This is a genomic window from Variovorax sp. P4_B11, from assembly GCF_056402355.1.
In genome coordinates, this window is the sequence record NZ_JBFUHO010000026.1 from 70,179 (window position 1) to 88,732 (window position 18,554).

Here is an 18,554-nt window from a genome sequence, read left to right on the forward strand (position 1 = left end):
GCTCGAGCTCGATGAGCGCGCCCTCATGCCGCGGCCTGCCGCGGGCGGCTGGGCCGAGCGGATATTCAAGCTCAGCGAGCACGGCACCACGGTGCGCACCGAGCTGGTGGCGGGCCTCACCACCTTCCTGACGATGGCCTACATCATCTTCGTCAACCCGTCGATCCTCGGCGACGCGGGCATGCCGAAGGACGCCGTGTTCGTCGCCACGTGCCTGATCGCCGCCCTGGGCACCGGCATCATGGCGCTGTACGCCAACTACCCGATCGCGCTGGCGCCGGGCATGGGCCTGAACGCCTACTTCGCCTACGTGGTGGTCGGCCAGATGGGCTTCACCTGGCAGGCGGCGCTGGGCGCGGTGTTCGTCTCGGGCTGCCTGTTCCTGCTGGTCACGGTGTTCAAGCTGCGCGAGCTGATCATCCGGGGCATCCCGCATTCGATCCGGATCGCGATCACGGTCGGCATCGGGCTGTTCCTGGCGATCATCGCGCTCAAGAGCGCCGGCATCGTGGCGCCCTCGAAGGCCACCTACATCACGCTCGGCGACCTGCACACGCCCCAGGTGGTGCTGGCGACGCTGGGCTTCTTCCTGATCGTGGTGCTCGACCGGCTGAAGGTGCCGGGCGCGATCCTGATCGGCATCATCGCGGTGACCGTGCTGTCCTTCTTCTTCGGCGGCAACGTGTTCCATGGCGTCTTCGCGCCGCCGCCGTCGATCGCGCCGACCTTCCTGCAGCTGGACATCAAGTCCGCGCTCTCGGGCGGCATCCTCAACGTGATCCTGGTGTTCTTCCTGGTCGAGCTGTTCGACGCCACCGGCACCCTCATGGGCGTGGCGCGCCGCGCCGGCCTGCTGGTACCGGCCAAGATGGACCGGCTCAACAAGGCGCTGCTGGCCGACAGCGGCGCGATCTTCGCGGGCTCGCTGCTCGGCACCTCCAGCACCACCGCCTATGTGGAAAGCGCGGCCGGGGTGCAGGCGGGCGGGCGCACCGGCCTCACGGCGCTGACGGTGGCGGTCCTGTTCCTGGCGGCCCTGGTGATCTCGCCGCTGGCCGGCGCGGTGCCGGCCTATGCCACGGCGCCCGCGCTCTTCTTCGTGGCCTGTTTGATGCTTAGGGAACTGACCGAACTCGATTGGGACGAGACGACCGAGGTGATCCCGGCGGCGGTCACGGCGCTGGCCATGCCCTTCACCTATTCGATCGCCAACGGCCTGGCCTTCGGCTTCATCACCTACGCGGTGCTGAAGCTGTTCACCGGCCAGGCACGGCAGGTGCACTGGATGGTGTGGCTGATCGGCGGCGTTTTCCTGTTCAAGTTCATCTATATCGGCGGACACTGACGACAATGCGTCGCTAAAACCCAAAGGCCAGGCACAGGCATGACGATCCACAGACTCCAGCTCGCGCACATCACGAAGCGCTATCCCGCGGTGGTCGCCAACAGCGACGTCTCGCTGACGGTCGAACCCGGCGAGACCCACGCGGTCCTCGGCGAGAACGGCGCCGGTAAATCGACGCTCATGAAGATCATCTACGGCTCCGTGAAGCCCGATGAAGGCAGCGTCATGTTCAACGGCCAGCCTGCCAACGTGCGCAACCCGCAGGAGGCGCGGGCGCTCGGCATCAGCATGGTGTTCCAGCACTTCAGCCTGTTCGACACCCTGACCGTGGCCGAGAACGTCTGGCTCGGGCTCGAAAAGAGCCTGGCGCTGGCCGAGGTGGCGCGCCGGGTCGAGTCCAAGGCGGCCGAATACGGGCTGGACATCGACCCCGCGCGGCCGGTCCACACGCTGTCGGTCGGCGAGATGCAGCGGGTCGAGATCATCCGCGCGCTGCTGACCGACCCCAAGCTGCTGATCCTCGACGAACCGACCTCGGTGCTGACGCCGCAGGCGGTCCAGAAGCTGTTCGTGGTGCTCAAGAAGCTGGCATCCGAGGGCTGCAGCATCCTCTACATCAGCCACAAGCTGCATGAGATCCGCGAGCTGTGCACCGCCTGCACCGTGCTGCGCGGCGGCAAGGTCACGGGTGTCTGCAACCCGCAGAATGAATCCAACGAATCGCTGTCGCGGCTGATGATCGGCGCCGAGCCGCCGCCGCTGCAGCACCGTCCGGTGAAGGTCGGCGGCGTGGCCTTGCGGGTCAAGGGCCTGAGCCTGGCGCGCGAGGACCAGTTCGGGGTCGACCTCGACGGCATCTCGCTCGACGTGCGGGCCGGCGAGGTGGTCGGCATCGCCGGTGTCTCGGGCAACGGCCAGAAGGAACTGCTCTACGCCTTGTCGGGCGAGGACACCCGGGCCGAGGCCCGCATGATCGAGGTCTTCGGCCAGCCCGCGGCCCATTTCAGGCCGCGCCGGCGGCGCGCGCTGGGGCTGCATTTCGTGCCCGAGGAGCGGCTGGGCCGCGGTGCGGTGCCCACGCTGGGACTGGCGCAGAACATGCTGCTGACGCGCAGCAACGCGGTCGGCCGCGGCGGCTGGATCCGCACCGGCGCGCTGCAGCAGCACGCGAGCGCCATCATCAACCGCTTCAACGTCAAGGCCGGCGGGCCGAACGCGGCGGCGCGCTCGCTCTCGGGCGGCAACCTGCAGAAGTTCATCGTCGGCCGCGAGATCGACGCCGACCCGAAGATCTTCATCGTCTCGCAGCCGACCTGGGGCGTCGACGTCGGCGCCGCGGCCCTGATCCGCGGCGAGATCCTGGCGCTGCGCGACGCCGGTTGCGCCGTGCTGGTGGTCAGTGAGGAACTCGACGAACTGTTCGAGATCTGCGACCGCCTGCACGTCATCGCCAAGGGCCGCCTGTCGCCCTCGATCGATCGCGCCGCCGCCACGGTGCCGCAGATCGGCGAGTGGATGAGCGGCCTCTGGGACGCCCCGCAACACGCCGCGAAGTCATCCTCGGAGGTGGCCCATGCTTAAGCTCGAACCCCGCCCGCAGCTCTCCCGCTTCTGGAGCTATGGCTCGCCGATCCTTGCCTTGCTGGTCACCGTGCTGATCGGCATGGTGCTGTTCGCCCTGCTCGGCAAGGACCCGGTCAAGGGCCTGGCGGTCTTCTTCTGGGAGCCGATCAAGAGCAGCTATGCGCTGGGCGAGCTGATGGTCAAGGCGACGCCGCTGCTGATCATCGCGCTCGGCCTCGCGGTGTGCTTCCGCTCCAACGTCTGGAACATCGGCGCCGAAGGACAATTCGTGTTCGGCGCTCTCGCGGCCGGCGGGGTCGCCTTGCTGGCGGACAAATCCACCGGCGGCTGGATCGTGGTCCCGATCCTGGTCGCGGGCATCCTGGGCGGCATGTTCTGGGCCGCCATCGTGGCCTTCCTGCGCGACAAGTTCAACGCCAGCGAGATTCTCGTGAGCCTGATGCTGGTCTACGTGGCAGTGCTGCTGCTGGGCTACATGGTCTACGGGCCCTGGAAGGACCCGCAGGGCTACAACTTCCCGCAGACCAAGACCTTCGACGCGGTGACCCAGATCCCGCGCCTCATGAAGGGCTCGCGCGTGAGCATCGGCCTCTTGATCGCGCTGGCCGGCTCGGCTGCGCTGTGGGTGTTCCTGTTCCGCACCCGGGCTGGCTTCGCGCAGCAGGTCGGCGGGCTGGCGCCGGCGGCGGCGCGCTATGCCGGCTTCTCGGCCCGGCGCGCGGTCTGGATCGCGCTGCTCACCTCGGGCGGCGCAGCCGGCCTGGCGGGCGCGCTCGAAGTGGCCGGCCCGATCGGCCAACTCACGCCCTATGTGCCGGCGGGCTACGGCTTCGCGGCGATCATCGTGGCCTTCGTCGGCCGGCTGCATCCGGTCGGCATGATCTTCTCCGCCATTCTCATGAGCATGTTCTACATCGGCGGCGAACTCGCCCAGTCGCGCCTCGGGCTGCCGAAATCGCTGACCGGCGTGTTCCAGGGCCTGCTGCTGTTCACGCTGCTGGCCTGCGACACGCTGATCGCCTACCGGATCAAGCGCAAGTCGACGGTCAGGCCCGTCGCCTCGACCGAGGGGACGGGATCGCTGCAAGCCAGCACACCCTTGACCGCACCGGTGGCTCGCCCCACCGAAGGAGCCGCATGATGGAAAGCTACGCACTCCTGCTCGGCTCCACGCTCAGCGCGGGCACGGTCCTGGCCATCGCCGCGCTGGGCCTGCTGATCAACGAGAAGGCCGGCATCGTGAACCTCGGCGCCGAGGGCATCATGTTGTGCGCCGCCATCGCCGGCTTCGCCACGGTGGTGGTCACACACAACACCTGGTTGGGCTTCCTGGCCGGAATGGCAGCCGGGGCGCTGCTGTCGGCCTTCTTCGGCGTGCTGGTGATCTGGCTCAACACCAACCAGTACGCGACCGGGCTGGCGCTGAGCCTGTTCGGGGTCGGCTTCTCGGCCTTCGCGGGCATCAACTTCGTGCAGGCCAAGCTGCCCGAGAGCGTGTCCTACGCGCTGCCGGTACTGGGCGACATCCCGCTGGTGGGCCCGGCCCTGTTCCGCCACCATCCGATGGTGTATTTCGCCGTGTTGCTGACCATCGGCCTGATCTGGTTCCTCTATCGCACGCGCGCCGGGCTGGTGCTGCGCTCGGTCGGCGAATCGCCCGAGTCCTCGCATGCGCTGGGCTACCCGGTGCGCCGCATCCGCTTCCTGGCGGTGATCGTCGGCGGTGCCTTGTGCGGGCTGGCGGGCGCCTACCTGTCGACGGTCTACACGCCGCTGTGGGTCGAGGGCATGGTCGCCGGCCGGGGCTGGATCGCGCTCGCGCTGACCACCTTCGCGACCTGGCGGCCGGTGCGGGTGCTGCTCGGCGCCTACCTGTTCGGCGGCGTCTCGATGCTGGGCTTCCACCTGCAGAGCACGGGGGTCAACATCCCGAGCCAGTTCCTGAGCATGCTGACCTACATCGCGCCGATCGTGGTGCTGGCCCTGATCTCGCGCAACCCGGCGTTTATCCGTGTCAACATGCCGGCCTCGATTGGGAAACCCTTCTACCCCGGCTCATAATCGAGTTTCCTTTTGTTTCTCCGCCAACCCTTCCTTCGAGGATTCGAACAATGAATGACCTGAACAAGCGTTCCCTGCTCAAGCTGGCTGCCCTGACCGCGGTCGCTTCGGCCGCCCTCATCGGCTGCGGCAAGAAGGAAGAAGCCGCTGCACCGGCCGCCGCGCCCGCGGCCCCGAGCGCCGCTGCACCCGCACCCGCGGCACCGCTGAACATCGCCTTCGCCTATGTCGGCCCGGTCGGCGACGGCGGCTGGACCTTCGCGCACGACAACGCCCGCAAGGCGATCGAGAAGGAATTCGGCGACAAGATCAAGACCACCTTCGTCGAGAGCGTGCCCGAGAGCGCCGACGCCGAGCGCGTGTTCCGCGACATGGTGAGCCAGGGCAACAAGCTGATCTTCGGCACCACCTTCGGCTACATGGAGCCGATGCTCAAGGTCGCGGCCGACAACAAGGACGTCAAGTTCGAGCATGCCACCGGCTACAAGACGGCCGAGAACATGCGCACCTACGACAGCCGCACCTACGAAGGCGCCTACATGGCCGGCGTCATCGCGGGCTCGATGACCAAGAGCAACACGCTGGGCGTGGTCGGCTCGGTGCCGATCCCCGAAGTGCTGCGCAACATCAACAGCTTCACGCTGGGCGCACAGTCGGTCAACCCGAAGATCTCGACCAAGGTGGTGTGGGTCAACGAATGGTTCAGCCCGCCTAAGGAAACCGAGGCCGCCACCGCGCTGATCAACGGCGGCGCCGACGTTCTGTTCCAGAACACCGACTCGCCGGCGGTGCTGAAGACCGCCCAGGAAAAGGGCAAGCGCGCCTTCGGCTGGGATTCGGACATGACCGCCTACGGCCCGAAGGCCCACCTGGCCTCGGCCATCATCAACTGGACGCCGTACTACACCAAGGCCACCCAGGACATGCTGGACGGCAAGTGGACCACCGGCCAGACCTGGTGGGGCGTGAAGGAAGGCGCCATCGACCTGGTGTCGATCGCCGAGGACGTGCCGGCCGAGGCCAAGGCCAAGATCGATGAAGTCAAGAAGGGCCTGAAGGACGGCAGCTTCTCGATCTGGAAGGGCCCGATCGTCGACCAGGACGGCAAGGAATTGGTGGCCGCCGGCGCGGTGGCCGACGACAAGTTCCTGAGCGGCGTCAACTTCTACGTCAAGGGCGTCGAAGGCAAGGTGCCGGGCGGCGACAAGAAGTAAGGCAACGAACCGGATTTCCGGTGCGAAGGGTTGTCCTCGGGCAACCCTTTTTCATTTCGGCTCTGACGATGATGATCGAAAGACAACTCTGGCATCCGGTGGCGCTGGCCGCCGACCTTGCAGCCGCGCCGCTGGCGGTGCGCCTGCTCGGCGCGAACCTGGTGTTGTGGCGCGACGATGCCGCCGCCGTCCATGCCTGGGCCGACCGTTGTCCGCATCGCGGCGCGCAGCTCTCGCTCGGACGCCTGGTCCGCTGCGAGGGCCGAACGGCGCTGGCATGCCCCTACCACGGCTGGCGCTTCGAGGCCGGCGGCCGCTGCACCCAGGTGCCGGCGCTGCCTGGGTTCGTGCCGCCGGCCACGCATCGGGCCGCGGTGCATGCCGCCGTCGAGGCCCAGGGGCTGGTGTGGGTCCGGCTCGACGGGGAGGGCGATGCGCCCTTGCCCGCCTTCGCGGCCGAGGATGACCCGCGCATGCGCAAGATCAGCTGCGGCCCCTACGACGTCGAGACCAGCGCCCCCCGCCTGGTCGAGAACTTCCTCGACATGGCGCATTTCGGCTTCGTGCACGAGGGCTGGCTGGGCGCGCGCGACATGGCCGCGATCGACGACTACCGCGTCGAGGCCACGCCCGACGGCCTGCGCGCGACCGGCTGCAAGGCATGGCAGCCGCAGTCGACGGTCAACTCGACTGCGCCGGCGCAGGTCGAATACAGCTACGAGGTCACGGCGCCCTATGCGGCGGTGCTCACCAAGGTGCCCGAAGCCGCGAGCGTCGGCATCGACGGCTACCGGGAGTCGATCGCGCTCCACATCTGCCCGATCGACGCCGAGCGCTGCCGCGTCTGGTTCCGCTTCGCGACCTCCGACTTCGAGCGCGACGAGGCGTCGGTGCGCGCCTTCCAGGACCAAATCTTCCTGCAGGACAAGCCGGTGCTCGAATCGCAAAGCCCCAAGCGGCTGCCGCTCGATCTCCGGGCCGAGCTTCATACCGTGGCCGACAAGGCCTCGTCCCTCTACCGCCGCCACCTCAAAATGAGCGGCATCACCTTCGGAGTCTGCTGATGACCATTCCCCCACGCACCGTCCGCGACGTCCCCGCCGACCGCCTGCCCGCGCTGCTGCGCGCCATGCCCAAGGCCGAACTGCACATCCACATCGAAGGGTCGCTCGAGCCCGAGCTGATCTTCGCGCTGGCGCAGCGCAACGGCGTCGCCATTCCCTATGCCAGCGTGGAAGAACTGCGTGCCGCCTACGCCTTCACCAACCTGCAGAGCTTTCTCGACATCTACTACGCCGGCGCCAGCGTGTTGCTGAAGGAGCAGGACTTCTACGACATGGCCTGGGCCTACCTGGAACGCGCGGCGGCCGACAACGTCGTGCGCACCGAGATGTTCTTCGACCCGCAGACGCACACCGAGCGCGGCGTCGCGATGCAGACGGTGATCGACGGCCTGCATCGCGCCTGCGTCGATGCCAAGGCGAAGCTGGGCGTCGACGCGGCCCTGATCCTGTGCTTCCTGCGCCACCTGAGCGAGGAGTCCGCCTTCGCCACGCTCGAACAGGCTTTGCCCTTCCGGGACCGCTTCATCGGCGTCGGCCTGGATTCGAGCGAACTCGGCCATCCGCCCGAGAAGTTCGCGCGCGTGTTCGCGCGCTGCCGCGAACTGGGCTTCCATCGGGTCGCGCATGCGGGCGAGGAAGGTCCGCCGGCCTATGTCTGGAGCGCGCTCGACGTGCTCAAGGTCGAGCGCGTCGACCACGGCGTGCAAAGCACCAAGGATGCCGCGCTGATGAAGCGGCTGGCGCAGGACCGCATTCCGCTGACCGTGTGTCCGCTGTCGAACCTCAAGCTCTGCGTGTTCCCCGACCTGCGCCAGCACAACCTGCGCGAACTGCTCGATGCCGGCCTGGTCGCCACCGTCAATTCGGACGACCCGGCGTATTTCGGCGGCTACATGAACCAGAACTTCGTCGAGACCTTCGCAGCCACCGGCCTCACGGCGCAGCATGCGTGGCAGCTCGCGGCGAACAGCTTCGAGGGCAGTTTCGTCGACGCGGCGGCCAAGCGAGCCTATGTCGACCGGCTCAACGCCGTGTTCGACACCTTTGCCTGAAATTGGCATCGCCACCAGCGCGGCACTGCAGCCCCGGTAAAATCACGCATCGGCGCTGCTGCCCCGCAGCGCCGTTTTTTCGTTCCGGGGCCATGTAGAGGACTACCATGTACAAAAACCTCGCAGCCGCACTTGCGGCCGCTTGTTGCTTTCTCCCAGCTTTCTCCCAACCCGCGCCGAAGGCCGATCCGCTGAAGATCGGCTTTGTCTACGTCGCGCCCGTCACCGATGCCGGCTGGGTGCGCCAGCATGAAAACGGACGCAAGACCGTCGAGGCCGTGCTGGGCAGCAAGGTCAAGACCACCTACGTCGAGAACGTGGCCGAAGGCGCCGATGCCGAGCGCGTGATCCGCGACCTCGCGCAGCAGGGCAACAAGCTGATCTTCACGTCGAGCTTCGGCTACATGGAGCCGACGCTGAAGGTCGCGCGCGATTTTCCCGACGTGAAGTTCGAATCGATCACCGGCTACAAGACCACGCCCAACGTCGCCACCGCCAACGCGCGCTACTACGAAGGCCGCTACCTCGCGGGCATCGCGGCCGGCCGGATGACGAAGACCAACGTCGCCGGCTACGTGGCGGGCTTTCCGATTCCCGAGGTGCTGCAGGGCATCAACGCGTTCGCGCTGGGCATGCGTTCGGTCAACCCGAAGGCGCAGGTCTTGGTGGTGTGGCTCGACGTCTGGTTCGACCCGCCGAAGGAGCGCGAGGCGGCGATGGCCCTGTTCAACCAGGACGTCGACGTGATCGCCTTCCATACCGGATCGACCGCCGTGATGGCCGCCGCGCAGGAGCGCGGCAAGCTGGCGATCGCCTATCACTCCGACATGCGCAAGGTCGCGCCCGACGCCCAGGTCGTCGCGGTCACGCACCAGTGGGGCGACTACTACACGCAGCGCGCCCGCGCCGTGCTCGACGGCAGCTGGAAGAGCGGCAACGTCTGGGGCGGCGTCAAGGAAGGCATGGTCCGCGTCGGCGATTTCGGCTCGAAGGTGCCCAGGGCCGTGCAGGACGAGGTGATGGCCCGCCAGCAGGACATCGCCGCCGGCAAGCTGAAGCCGTTCCAGGCCGTTGCCGCCGATGTGCGCGACAACGAGGGCCGCGTCGTCATCGCCAAGGGCCAGAGCCTGAGCGACGAGCAGATCCTCAAGATGAACTGGCTGGTCGAGGGCGTGCGGAAGTAGCTCGCCCCCAGCTTGCCCCGCACTTCGTGTCGGGGCCCCTCGAGTCGCTGCCAGAGGACCGAAAAGGCTCAGTGCACGAAGCCGCTCTCGCGATGGAAGTAGGCCGCCTCGGGGTCGAGGTTCTTCACCTTGGCCGCGGGCTGCCCCGCGTACACCGCGTGCTCCTCGGTATGGGCCTTGATGAGGACCGAACCCGCGCCGAGCACCGAGCGGTCCGGCAGCGCCGCGCCGCCCAGCACCGTGACGCGCGTGCCCACGAGGCAGTAGGCGCCGATGCGGATCGGCTTGCAGTCCTGCCGATTTTCGAGCACGTTGATCCCGTGCGTGATCAACTGCGAGTGATAGCCCGCGATGGTGGTGAAGGCGCCGATCTCGACCTTGTCGGTGCAGTCGATGATGTGCGACTTGGTGATCGAGGCGTGCTCGCCGAGCAGCAGCGCCGGGTCGCGCCCGTTCCGATGCTCGAAGTGCCCGCCCCCCAGGCCGTGGCCGGTGATCCAGTTGGAGCGCCCGATGATCGAATGCGCGCCGCATTCCATCCGTTCCAGGTGGATGGCGACGTTCAGGTGGCCGATTTCGGCGCCTTCCCCCATCACCAGGTGGCCCGGAAAGATGTAGGACAGGCCGATACGGGCGTCGTCCGCGAGCTGGTAGCCCCAGAAGCGGCGCAGCACCCGGCGCTTCAGCGCCCAGGGGAGGAACATGACCGCGAGCGCCGCCAGCCGCTTCATGGGGTCGCCTTCCGCTTCTCGAGCGCCAGCCGGTAGGCCGCCACGTTCGCCGCCGCCATCTGGCCCGGCGTGTAGAGCGCGGCATTGGCGATCCCCTTGCGACGGAGTTCGTCCAGGTGCGGCGCCGCCCGCTCGATGGCCTCGGCCATCGCCACGGGATCCTTGGGGTCGACATAGACCGCGCCATCGCCGCCGATCTCGTTCATCGGCGCCAGGTCGGAGGCGAAGACCGGGCAGCCGCAGGCCTGCGCCTCGATGACCGGCCAGCCGAAGCCTTCCTGCAGCGAAGGGAAGAGCAGGGCCGTCGCGCCGGCGTAGGCCGCACGGATCTCGGCGTGAGAGAGCCCCTGCAGCGTCGTGACGCGATCCGCGAGGCCGTGGCTCTGCGCCAGTTGCTCCAGTTCCGGGCCGAGCCCGGGGCCGATGAACACCAGCCGGTCGACCAGGGCCGGCCGGGAGGCCGCGGCGGCCCGTTCGCGCAGCGCGATGAAGGTCTCGAGCACCCGTCGCCGGTTCTTGCGCGGCAACTCGAGGCCGACATGCAGCAGGTAGGGTTCTTGCGCGGAGAGCCCGAGTTTCGCCAGCAGGCCCTGCGCCTCCTCGGGCGACAGGGGCGCGAAGTCGTCGTTGAGCCCGTGGCGCGCGATCGTCACCTTCGAGGTCTCGGCGACGTCCAGGGCCTGCAGCTCGCGCCGGGTCAGGTCGGAGGCACAGGCGATCACGTCGGCGCGCGCCAGCCCGCGCACGATGAGGCGCTGGAACAGGCGGCCGCTCCAGCCGACCTTCCAGCCCTCGACCATCCCCAGGGCCGCCTGCACCGCGATCACGTCATGGCAGGCGACCACATTGGGCCTGCCGTCGACCCACGGGATGTACATCGCGTTGGAATGGTCGGTGACATGCACCACGTCGGCCCAGCGCGCGTGGCGCATCAGCGAAGGGATGAAGAGGACGAACTTGTCCACGTAGCCGAACCACTTGCGCCAGCGCCATGAGCTTGCGAAGCGCTGCATGCGCGGAAGCGGAGCGATCACGCGGACCTCGCAGCCGAGGCGCGGCAGTTCGCGCTCGAGCACCCGCCGGAAGGCGAGCATGCTGGTCTGGGCGTCGGGCTCGTAGTTCGCGACGAGAAGCACTTTCATCGGCGGCTGGCGTACCTGGGGTCGCGAGAGGTCATCGTGCAACGGAAGTGGGGGGGTGCGCCGGATTATGTTCGAGCGGCGGCGCTGGCGACACAGGAACTCGCGCGGCGGTCGGTTCGTTCGTGACATATAGCCTTCATATGCGCAAGCACATTGCATACCGGCGCGGCTGGCTTAATCTCCGGGCCATGTACGCCTACCGAGCCTCTCTTCTGCGATTCGACGCCGCCGGCCAGCCGGTTTTCGACACCGATGGCCTGCTGGTGGTGGGCCCCGATGCCCAGGGGCGGCAGCGGGTGCAGGATGCGGGCGCTTTCGACGAGGTCGCGGCCCGACATCCCGGCACGGCGGTCACGCACTGGCCGGGCCGGATCCTGGCGCCCGGCTTCGTCGACATGCACATCCACTTTCCGCAGACCGACATCATCGGCTCGCCGTCCGACGGATTGCTGCCCTGGCTCGAGAACTACACCTTTCCGGCCGAGAGCCGCTTCTGCGACCCGGCCCATGCGGCCGAGGTGGCGCAGGTGTTCCTCGACGAGCTGCTGCGCAACGGTGTCACCACCTCCCTGACCTTCGCCACCTCCCATCCGCAGTCGGTGCAGGCCTTCTTCGAGGCGGCGCAACGGCGGCAGCTGCGCATGATCACGGGGAAGGTCTTGCAGGATCGGCATTCGCCCGAGGGTGTACGCGATGAAACTGAACAAAGCCTGATCGATACCGAGGCGCTGATCCGGCAATGGCACAACCGGGATCGCCTGGGCTATGCCATCACCCCGCGCTTCGCCCCCACCAGCACCGATGCGCAGCTGCGGGGCGCGGGTGAACTGGCGGCGCAGTACCCTGATACCTGGATCCACTCGCACGTCGCCGAGAACAAGGACGAGGTGAAGTGGGCGCGCGAGCTGTTTCCGCGGGCCCGTTCCTACCTCGACGTCTATGCCGGCTTCGGCTTGATGCGCGAGCGGGCCGTCTATGCCCACTGCATCCATTTCGACGACGACGACCGGCGCCTGATGCGCGACACCGGCACCGCTTCGGCCGTCAGCCCCACCAGCAACCTGTTCCTCGGCAGCGGCTTCTTCGACTTCGAGGGCGCCGACCGCATCGGCTACCGCTACGGGCTGGCCAGCGACGTCGGCGGCGGCACCAGCTTCAGCCCCTTCGCGACCATGATGGCGGCCTATTACGTCGGCCGCGAGGGCCAGACCAAGCCCGGCGTCAGCATTCCGCCGTCGCAGCTGTGGTGGCGCCACACGGGCGGCGCAGCAAGGGCGCTCGGGCTCGACGGTGTCATCGGCAACCTGCAGCCGGGCTGCGAGGCCGACTTCCTGGTGATCGACCCGAAGGCCACGCCCCTGCTGGCGCGCAGGACCGCGCTGGCGAACAACCTCGAGGAACTGCTGTTCTCGCTGATCGTGCTGGGCGACGACCGCTTGATCGAGCGCACCGTGATCTCGCAGGCGGGGGAGTAGGCCCCCACGCTCCCTCACTTCGTGTGGTCGCTGCCCCCCGAGGGGGTCGCAGGCCGCCTTGGGGCGGCCCGGCGGCGGCCTGGCCCCCACGCTCCCTCACTTCGTGTGGTCGCTGCCCCCCGAGGGGGYYGCAGGCCGCCTTGGGGCGGCCCGGCGCCGGCCTGGCCCCCACGCTCCCTCACTTCGTGTGGTCGCTGCCCCCCGAGGGGGCYGCAGGCCGCCTTGGGGCGGCCCGGCGCCGGCCTGGGCGTCTCTTTCGCCTCCTTAGAATAGCGGCCCCGAGGAAGGACCCCGACATGAGCATCAAGAGCGACAAGTGGATCCGGCGCATGGCCGAGAAGAACGGCATGATCGAGCCCTTCGAGCCGGGCCAGATCCGCGAGCAGGACGGCCACAAGATCATCAGCTACGGCACCTCGAGCTACGGCTACGACATCCGCTGCGCGCCCGAGTTCAAGGTCTTCACCAACATCCACAGCACCGTGGTCGACCCGAAGAATTTCGACGAGAAGAGCTTCGTCGACTTCCACGGCGACAGCTGCATCATCCCGCCCAACAGCTTCGCGCTGGCGCGCACGGTCGAATATTTCCGCATCCCGCGCAACGTGCTGACCATCTGCCTGGGCAAGAGCACCTATGCGCGCTGCGGCATCATCGTCAACGTCACGCCCTTCGAGCCCGAATGGGAGGGCTATGTCACGCTCGAGTTCAGCAACACCACGCCGCTGCCGGCGAAGATCTACGCCGGCGAGGGCTGCGCCCAGGTGCTGTTCTTCGAAAGCGACGAAGTCTGCGAGGTGAGCTACAAGGACCGCGGCGGCAAGTACCAGGGGCAGCGCGGCGTCACCCTGCCGAAAGCCTGAGAGGGCGGCTTCTTCCATGGCGCCTTTCCGGTATGTCCTGAACGTCGGCGACGTGGCGTCGCGGTGAGCGCGTACCATTCCGCGACGGCCGTCCCGGGGACGGCGAGGAGCGTGTCATGAGATGGGAAGGCAACGAGCAGTCGGACAACATCGAGGATCGCCGCGACGGCGGTGGCGGCGGCTTCGGCGGCCTGCCCATCGGCGGACGCAGTGTGGGCATCGGCACCGTGGCGGTGGCGTTGATCGCGGGCTGGATCTTCGGCATCAACCCGCTGACGATGCTCGGGATGCTGGCCGGGGGCGGCGAGCCGGCACCGCAGGTGCAGCAGCAGGGGCCGGCGCACAAGCCGCCGCCCGGAGACCGCGAAGCGGCCTTCGTCTCGACCGTGCTGAAGAACACCGAGGTGGTCTGGAGCGACATCTTCCGCCGCAACGGCGGCAGCTACACGCCGTCGCGGCTGGTGCTGTTCCGTGGGGCGACGCCGACCGCCTGCGGCACCGGCCAGTCGGCCATGGGGCCCTTCTATTGCCCCGGCGACCAGAAGGTCTACATCGACCTGGGCTTCTTCGACACCCTGCAGAACCAGCTCGGCGCGCCCGGCGTGTTCGCCAAGGCCTACGTGATCGCGCACGAGATCGGCCACCACGTGCAGGACGAACTCGGCATCACCGGCAAGGTCGACCAGATGCGCGGACGGCTCAGCCAGGCGCAGAACAATGCCCTGAGCGTGCGCGTCGAGCTCCAGGCCGACTGCCTGGCGGGCGTCTGGGCCCACCACTCGCAGCAGTCCAAGCAGTGGCTCGACCCGGGCGACATCGAGGCCGCCATGAACGCCGCCCAGAAGATCGGCGACGACGCCCTCCAGCGCTCGGCCGGCCGCGCCATCGTGCCCGACAGCTTCACCCATGGCACCAGCGCCCAGCGCCAGCGCTGGTTCGGCGCCGGCTACAAGTCCGGAAACATGCAGGATTGCGACACTTTCGCGTCCAAATCCCTTTAGCAAGGGGCTTTTCTGCAACCTGTTACGAAGCCTCCGGAGGCTTGTCAAGCTTGTTTTTTGCGGCAGTGCGACAATAGAAGGCTTCATGACAAGCTCCTTCTCCAATCTTTCCCTGGCTGAACCCCTCGCGCGCGCCGTAGCCGATATGGGCTACGAAACCATGACGCCGATCCAGGAACAGGCCATTCCGGTGGTTCTGTCGGGTCAGGACGTGATGGGTGCGGCGCAAACCGGCACCGGCAAGACGGCGGCTTTCACGCTGCCGCTGCTGCAGCGCATGCTCAAGCACGAGAACAGCTCGACCTCGCCGGCCCGCCATCCGGTGCGGGCGCTGGTGCTGCTGCCGACGCGGGAACTGGCCGACCAGGTGGCGCAGCAGGTCAAGCTCTATGCCAAGTACACCAGCCTGCGCAGCACCGTGGTGTTCGGCGGCATCGACATGAAGCCTCAGACCCTCGAACTCAAGAAGGGCGTCGAGGTGCTGGTCGCCACGCCCGGGCGGCTGCTCGACCATATCGAAGCCAAGAACGCGGTACTCAACCAGGTCGAGTACGTGGTGCTCGACGAGGCCGACCGCATGCTCGACATCGGCTTCCTGCCCGATCTGCAGCGGATCCTGTCGTACCTGCCCAAGCAGCGCACGACCCTGCTGTTCTCGGCCACTTTCTCGCCCGAAATCAAGCGCCTGGCCGGCAGCTACCTGCAGAACCCGGTCACGATCGAAGTGGCGCGGCCGAACGAGACCGCCTCCACCGTCGAGCAGCGCTTCTACAGCGTCAGCGACGACGACAAGCGCCGCGCCCTGAAGCAGATCATCCGCCAGCGCGGCCTGACGCAGGCCTTCGTCTTCGTCAATAGCAAGCTGGGCTGTGCGCGCCTGGCGCGTTCGCTCGAGCGCGAGGGCCTCAAGACCACCGCCCTGCACGGCGACAAGAGCCAGGACGAGCGCCTGAAGGCGCTGGCCGCCTTCAAGGCCGGCGAGGTTGACCTGCTGGTGGCGACCGACGTCGCCGCCCGCGGCCTGGACATCAAGGACGTGCCGGCGGTGTTCAACTTCGACATCCCGTTCAACGCCGAAGACTACGTGCACCGCATCGGTCGCACCGGCCGCGCCGGCGCCTCGGGCCTGGCGGTGAGCTTCGCCAGCGGCGGCAACGACGTCCGGCTGGTGGCCGACATCGAGAAGCTGATCAAGAAGAAGATCGAGCTCGAGCCGGTCGAGTTCGAGGAAGACCGTCCGCGCGGCCGCATCAACGACGGCCGCCGCCACTGGCGCGAAGAGGGCGAGGCCGGCGACGCGCGCGACGTGCTCGACACCCTGGAGCGTCCGCGCGAGCGCAGCGACAGCCGGCCCGTGCGCAGCACGCGTCCGCACCGGGCACCCTCGGCGCCGCGCGATCCCTTCTTCGAGCAGCCCTACGAGGCGCCGGCCGAGCGCGAGGCCGCTCCGGCCTGGGAGGCCGCCGCCAAGGCCGCCCCCGCGCGCGGCATCTCGGCCAACATCAAGACCAAGCGCAAGGTGCCTGCGCTGTTCAAGGCTACTGAAACCAGTTGATCCGCTGATCAGCCGGCTTCCGGGCTTGCGGGCAGCGGACCTGGATCAGCTCCCGATCCTGCAGCGTGGGGCCGATGCGCACCGCGCTGAGGCAGCGGCCCCAGACGCAGCCGGTGTCGGTCGACAGCAGGTCGGGCTGCGACAGCCAGCCCAGTGTCGACCAGTGGCCGAAGGCCACGGTCGCGGTCGCCGTCCGCCGGCCGGGCACCTCGAACCAGGGCATGAAGCCCGCCGGTGCGGCCGCCGCGCCATCCTTGCTGTCGAACTCCATCTCGCCGTCGGGCGTGCAGAAGCGCATCCGCGTCAGCGCGTTGACGATCACGCGCAGCCGCGCACTGCCCGAGAGGGCATCGCTCCATTGCACGGGCTCGTTGCCGTACATGGTCTGCAGGAAGTCGGCCAGCGACGGCCCGCGGAGCACCGATTCGAGTTCGGCCGCGACCGCCAGGGTGTCCTGGACGCTCCATTGCGGCAGCACGCCGGCATGCACCATCAGCAGATCGCCGTCGCCGACGCGCCGATGCAGCGCCAGCGGCCGGTGGCGCAGCCAGTCGAGCAGTGCGGCGCGGTCGGGGGCCTCGAGCACGCCTTGCAGCGTGTCCTTGCGGCCCGCCTTGCGCGCGCCATGGGCGACGCCCAGCAGGTGCAGGTCGTGGTTGCCGAGCAGGCTCTGCGCCGCTGCGCCGTAGCGCTGTACGCGCCGCAGCACGTCGACCGATGACGGCCCGCGATTGACCAGGTCGCCGAGCAGCACCAGCGTGTCGCGGCTGGGAGAAAAAGCGATGTCGTCCAGCAGGCGCCGCAGGGGATCGTCGCAGCCCTGCACGTCACCGATCAAGTAAAGTGCCATGGTCCCCATTCTCTCCCGCGTTCATGGATGTTCTTCTCCTGGCCTTGCTGACCACGCTCAATGCGTTGTTCGCGATGTCCGAAATGGCCCTGTCCACCAGCCGCCGAGCCCGCCTCGCGGCGCTGGCCGAGGCCGGTGATATGGGCGCCGCCGCGGCGCTCAAGCTGATGGCGGATCCGACGCAGTTCCTGTCCAGCGTGCAGATCGGCATCACCTCGATCGGCATGCTCAGCGGCATCGTGGGCGAGGCCGCCTTCGCCGAACCGCTGGCGGTGTGGATGCGCGCGCTGGGGATGGGCGCCGGCACGGCCAGCATCGCTTCGACCGCGGTGGTGGTGAGCTGCATCACCTTCTTCACGATCCTCTTCGGCGAGCTGGTGCCCAAGCGGATCGGCCAGCTCTATCCCGAACCGGTGGCCCGCTTCGTGGCCCGGCCGATGCGCGGCCTGGCCACCGGGGCCAAGCCCTTCGTGCTGCTGCTGTCGGGTGCCACGGCCGCCACGCTGAAACTGCTGCGCATCGATTCGAACGCGGCCCGGGTCGTGACGGAAGAAGAAATCTCCGCCAGCCTCGAAGAGGGCGTCGATGCGGGTGTGATCGAGATGCACGAGCACCAGATGGTGCGCAACGTGTTCCACCTCGACGACCGGCGGCTGTCTTCGCTGATGATCCCCCGTGCCGACATCGAGTGGCTCGAGGCCTCGTGGACCGTGGCCGAGTGCCTGCAGAAGGTGTCCGCGGCCGGTGCGCTCAACCTGGTGCATTCCTGGTACCCGGTGTGCCGGAACTCGCTCGATGACGTGGTCGGCGTGATCAGCGTGGCGCACCTGCTGAGGCTCGGCCCCGCGCATGAAGGCCCCGTCGAGCCGTCGGCCCAGCCGGCGGTCTTCGTGCCCGAGACGCTGACCGGCATGGAACTGCTCGAGCAGTTCCGCTCGCACGCCGGCCGGCTGGTCTTCGTGGTCGACGAATACGGCGTGGTGCAGGGCCTGATGACCCCGCGCGACCTGCTGGAGGCGATCACCGGCGAACTGCAGGTGGCGACGCATGCCGAAGCCTGGGCGCGCGAGCGGCCCGATGGCGTCTGGGAGCTCGACGGCCTGATGCCGGTCTCGGAACTGCGCGCGCGCCTGGGTATCCGCGAGCTGCCCGACGAGGAGCGTGGGCGCTACAACACCGTGGCCGGGCTGCTGATGTTCGTCTCGGGCCGCCTGACCGAAGTCGGCGAGCGCATCGACTGCGCGGGCTGGTGCTTCGAGGTGGCGGCGCTCGAGGGCAAGCGGATCGATCGCGTGCTGGCCTATCCGGACGCGGGGGCCGCCGACCTGGCGCCTTGAGCCTCGAATCGTTCGAGAGTCTTCTCGGCGGCTGCTGAAGCAGCGTGCCGAGCAGGCCTGAATCGCAGCTCCTATACTGGCCGGCCCAGACCCGGA

The 18,554-nt window shown here is 68.1% G+C and carries 16 protein-coding genes; 13 read left to right on the plus strand and 3 right to left on the minus strand.

Going from position 1 to position 18,554, the window contains the following annotated elements; all coding sequences use genetic code 11:
- The first annotated feature begins 25 nt into the window (after window positions 1-25).
- From AC1DYD_RS22290 to AC1DYD_RS22325, 8 genes are all read left to right on the plus strand, one after another.
- On the plus strand, window positions 26-1,345 hold the full coding sequence (locus AC1DYD_RS22290; RefSeq protein ID WP_478174959.1) for an NCS2 family permease: 1,320 nt from the start codon (window positions 26-28) through the stop codon (window positions 1,343-1,345).
- Between the two features lie 39 nt (window positions 1,346-1,384).
- A complete protein-coding gene (locus tag AC1DYD_RS22295) occupies window positions 1,385-2,926 on the plus strand; it encodes an ABC transporter ATP-binding protein (RefSeq protein ID WP_478174935.1) in 1,542 nt (513 codons plus the stop codon).
- The gene (locus AC1DYD_RS22300; protein WP_478174936.1) at window positions 2,919-4,070 is read left to right on the plus strand and encodes an ABC transporter permease; all 1,152 of its coding nucleotides are present in this window, start codon (window positions 2,919-2,921) and stop codon (window positions 4,068-4,070) included. Before AC1DYD_RS22295 ends, AC1DYD_RS22300 begins: the two co-directional genes overlap by 8 nt.
- Window positions 4,070-4,990, plus strand: a complete 921-nt coding sequence (locus tag AC1DYD_RS22305; protein WP_478174960.1) for an ABC transporter permease — start codon at window positions 4,070-4,072, stop codon at window positions 4,988-4,990. Before AC1DYD_RS22300 ends, AC1DYD_RS22305 begins: the two co-directional genes overlap by 1 nt.
- 50 nt (window positions 4,991-5,040) lie before the next feature.
- Entirely contained in the window at window positions 5,041-6,204 is a 1,164-nt protein-coding gene (locus tag AC1DYD_RS22310; RefSeq protein WP_478174937.1) for a BMP family ABC transporter substrate-binding protein, read from the plus strand.
- Between the two features lie 71 nt (window positions 6,205-6,275).
- Window positions 6,276-7,268 carry a Rieske 2Fe-2S domain-containing protein gene (locus tag AC1DYD_RS22315; RefSeq protein WP_478174961.1) on the plus strand — a complete coding sequence of 331 codons (993 nt, stop codon included), beginning with the start codon at window positions 6,276-6,278 and terminating at the stop codon, window positions 7,266-7,268.
- Entirely contained in the window at window positions 7,268-8,320 is a 1,053-nt protein-coding gene (locus AC1DYD_RS22320; protein WP_478174938.1) for an adenosine deaminase, read from the plus strand. The genes AC1DYD_RS22315 and AC1DYD_RS22320 overlap by 1 nt, the downstream gene beginning before the upstream one ends.
- Window positions 8,321-8,427: 107 nt before the next feature.
- Complete coding sequence (locus AC1DYD_RS22325) at window positions 8,428-9,504, plus strand: BMP family ABC transporter substrate-binding protein (RefSeq protein ID WP_478174939.1); 1,077 nt, start codon at window positions 8,428-8,430, stop codon at window positions 9,502-9,504.
- Window positions 9,505-9,572: 68 nt separating this feature from the next.
- Here the strand turns inward: AC1DYD_RS22325 and AC1DYD_RS22330 are convergent, their stop codons facing one another.
- Entirely contained in the window at window positions 9,573-10,235 is a 663-nt protein-coding gene (locus AC1DYD_RS22330; RefSeq protein WP_478174940.1) for an acyltransferase, read from the minus strand.
- The gene (locus AC1DYD_RS22335; RefSeq protein WP_478174941.1) at window positions 10,232-11,377 is read right to left on the minus strand and encodes a glycosyltransferase family 4 protein; all 1,146 of its coding nucleotides are present in this window, start codon (window positions 11,375-11,377) and stop codon (window positions 10,232-10,234) included. Before AC1DYD_RS22335 ends, AC1DYD_RS22330 begins: the two co-directional genes overlap by 4 nt.
- Window positions 11,378-11,565: 188 nt before the next feature.
- On the opposite strand from AC1DYD_RS22335, the gene guaD reads away from it, so the two are divergent.
- The 4 genes from guaD (at window position 11,566) to AC1DYD_RS22355 (ending at window position 16,271) form a co-directional block, all read left to right on the plus strand.
- On the plus strand, window positions 11,566-12,852 hold the full coding sequence (guaD, locus tag AC1DYD_RS22340; protein ID WP_478174942.1) for a guanine deaminase: 1,287 nt from the start codon (window positions 11,566-11,568) through the stop codon (window positions 12,850-12,852).
- Between the two features lie 296 nt (window positions 12,853-13,148).
- On the plus strand, window positions 13,149-13,715 hold the full coding sequence (gene dcd, locus AC1DYD_RS22345) for a dCTP deaminase (protein WP_286371529.1): 567 nt from the start codon (window positions 13,149-13,151) through the stop codon (window positions 13,713-13,715).
- Between the two features lie 116 nt (window positions 13,716-13,831).
- Window positions 13,832-14,716, plus strand: coding sequence for a KPN_02809 family neutral zinc metallopeptidase (gene ypfJ / locus AC1DYD_RS22350; protein ID WP_478174943.1), 885 nt, complete (start codon window positions 13,832-13,834; stop codon window positions 14,714-14,716).
- 85 nt (window positions 14,717-14,801) lie between these two features.
- The gene (locus AC1DYD_RS22355; RefSeq protein WP_478174944.1) at window positions 14,802-16,271 is read left to right on the plus strand and encodes a DEAD/DEAH box helicase; all 1,470 of its coding nucleotides are present in this window, start codon (window positions 14,802-14,804) and stop codon (window positions 16,269-16,271) included.
- Here AC1DYD_RS22355 and AC1DYD_RS22360 read toward each other — a convergent pair.
- The gene (locus AC1DYD_RS22360; RefSeq protein ID WP_478174945.1) at window positions 16,255-17,121 is read right to left on the minus strand and encodes a symmetrical bis(5'-nucleosyl)-tetraphosphatase; all 867 of its coding nucleotides are present in this window, start codon (window positions 17,119-17,121) and stop codon (window positions 16,255-16,257) included. The two genes, AC1DYD_RS22355 and AC1DYD_RS22360, sit on opposite strands and share 17 nt — an antisense overlap.
- 23 nt (window positions 17,122-17,144) lie before the next feature.
- Between AC1DYD_RS22360 and AC1DYD_RS22365 the strand changes: the two genes are divergently transcribed.
- Entirely contained in the window at window positions 17,145-18,458 is a 1,314-nt protein-coding gene (locus tag AC1DYD_RS22365; protein ID WP_478174946.1) for a hemolysin family protein, read from the plus strand.
- The last annotated feature ends 96 nt before the right edge of the window (window positions 18,459-18,554 follow it).

Excerpts from the sequence above, each read along its gene's own strand:
- AC1DYD_RS22365 (WP_478174946.1), top strand. The coding sequence starts at position 17,145 with ATGGATGTTCTTCTCCTGGCCTTGCTGACCACGCTCAATGCGTTGTTC.
- AC1DYD_RS22335 (WP_478174941.1), bottom strand. The coding sequence starts at position 11,377 with ATGAAAGTGCTTCTCGTCGCGAACTACGAGCCCGACGCCCAGACCAGC.
- dcd (WP_286371529.1), top strand. The coding sequence starts at position 13,149 with ATGAGCATCAAGAGCGACAAGTGGATCCGGCGCATGGCCGAGAAGAAC.
- ypfJ (WP_478174943.1), top strand. The coding sequence starts at position 13,832 with ATGAGATGGGAAGGCAACGAGCAGTCGGACAACATCGAGGATCGCCGC.
- AC1DYD_RS22325 (WP_478174939.1), top strand. The coding sequence starts at position 8,428 with ATGTACAAAAACCTCGCAGCCGCACTTGCGGCCGCTTGTTGCTTTCTC.
- AC1DYD_RS22360 (WP_478174945.1), bottom strand. The coding sequence starts at position 17,121 with ATGGCACTTTACTTGATCGGTGACGTGCAGGGCTGCGACGATCCCCTG.
- AC1DYD_RS22330 (WP_478174940.1), bottom strand. The coding sequence starts at position 10,235 with ATGAAGCGGCTGGCGGCGCTCGCGGTCATGTTCCTCCCCTGGGCGCTG.
- guaD (WP_478174942.1), top strand. The coding sequence starts at position 11,566 with ATGTACGCCTACCGAGCCTCTCTTCTGCGATTCGACGCCGCCGGCCAG.
- AC1DYD_RS22290 (WP_478174959.1), top strand. The coding sequence starts at position 26 with ATGCCGCGGCCTGCCGCGGGCGGCTGGGCCGAGCGGATATTCAAGCTC.
- AC1DYD_RS22310 (WP_478174937.1), top strand. The coding sequence starts at position 5,041 with ATGAATGACCTGAACAAGCGTTCCCTGCTCAAGCTGGCTGCCCTGACC.
- AC1DYD_RS22355 (WP_478174944.1), top strand. The coding sequence starts at position 14,802 with ATGACAAGCTCCTTCTCCAATCTTTCCCTGGCTGAACCCCTCGCGCGC.
- AC1DYD_RS22305 (WP_478174960.1), top strand. The coding sequence starts at position 4,070 with ATGGAAAGCTACGCACTCCTGCTCGGCTCCACGCTCAGCGCGGGCACG.
- AC1DYD_RS22300 (WP_478174936.1), top strand. The coding sequence starts at position 2,919 with ATGCTTAAGCTCGAACCCCGCCCGCAGCTCTCCCGCTTCTGGAGCTAT.
- AC1DYD_RS22320 (WP_478174938.1), top strand. The coding sequence starts at position 7,268 with ATGACCATTCCCCCACGCACCGTCCGCGACGTCCCCGCCGACCGCCTG.
- AC1DYD_RS22315 (WP_478174961.1), top strand. The coding sequence starts at position 6,276 with ATGATCGAAAGACAACTCTGGCATCCGGTGGCGCTGGCCGCCGACCTT.
- AC1DYD_RS22295 (WP_478174935.1), top strand. The coding sequence starts at position 1,385 with ATGACGATCCACAGACTCCAGCTCGCGCACATCACGAAGCGCTATCCC.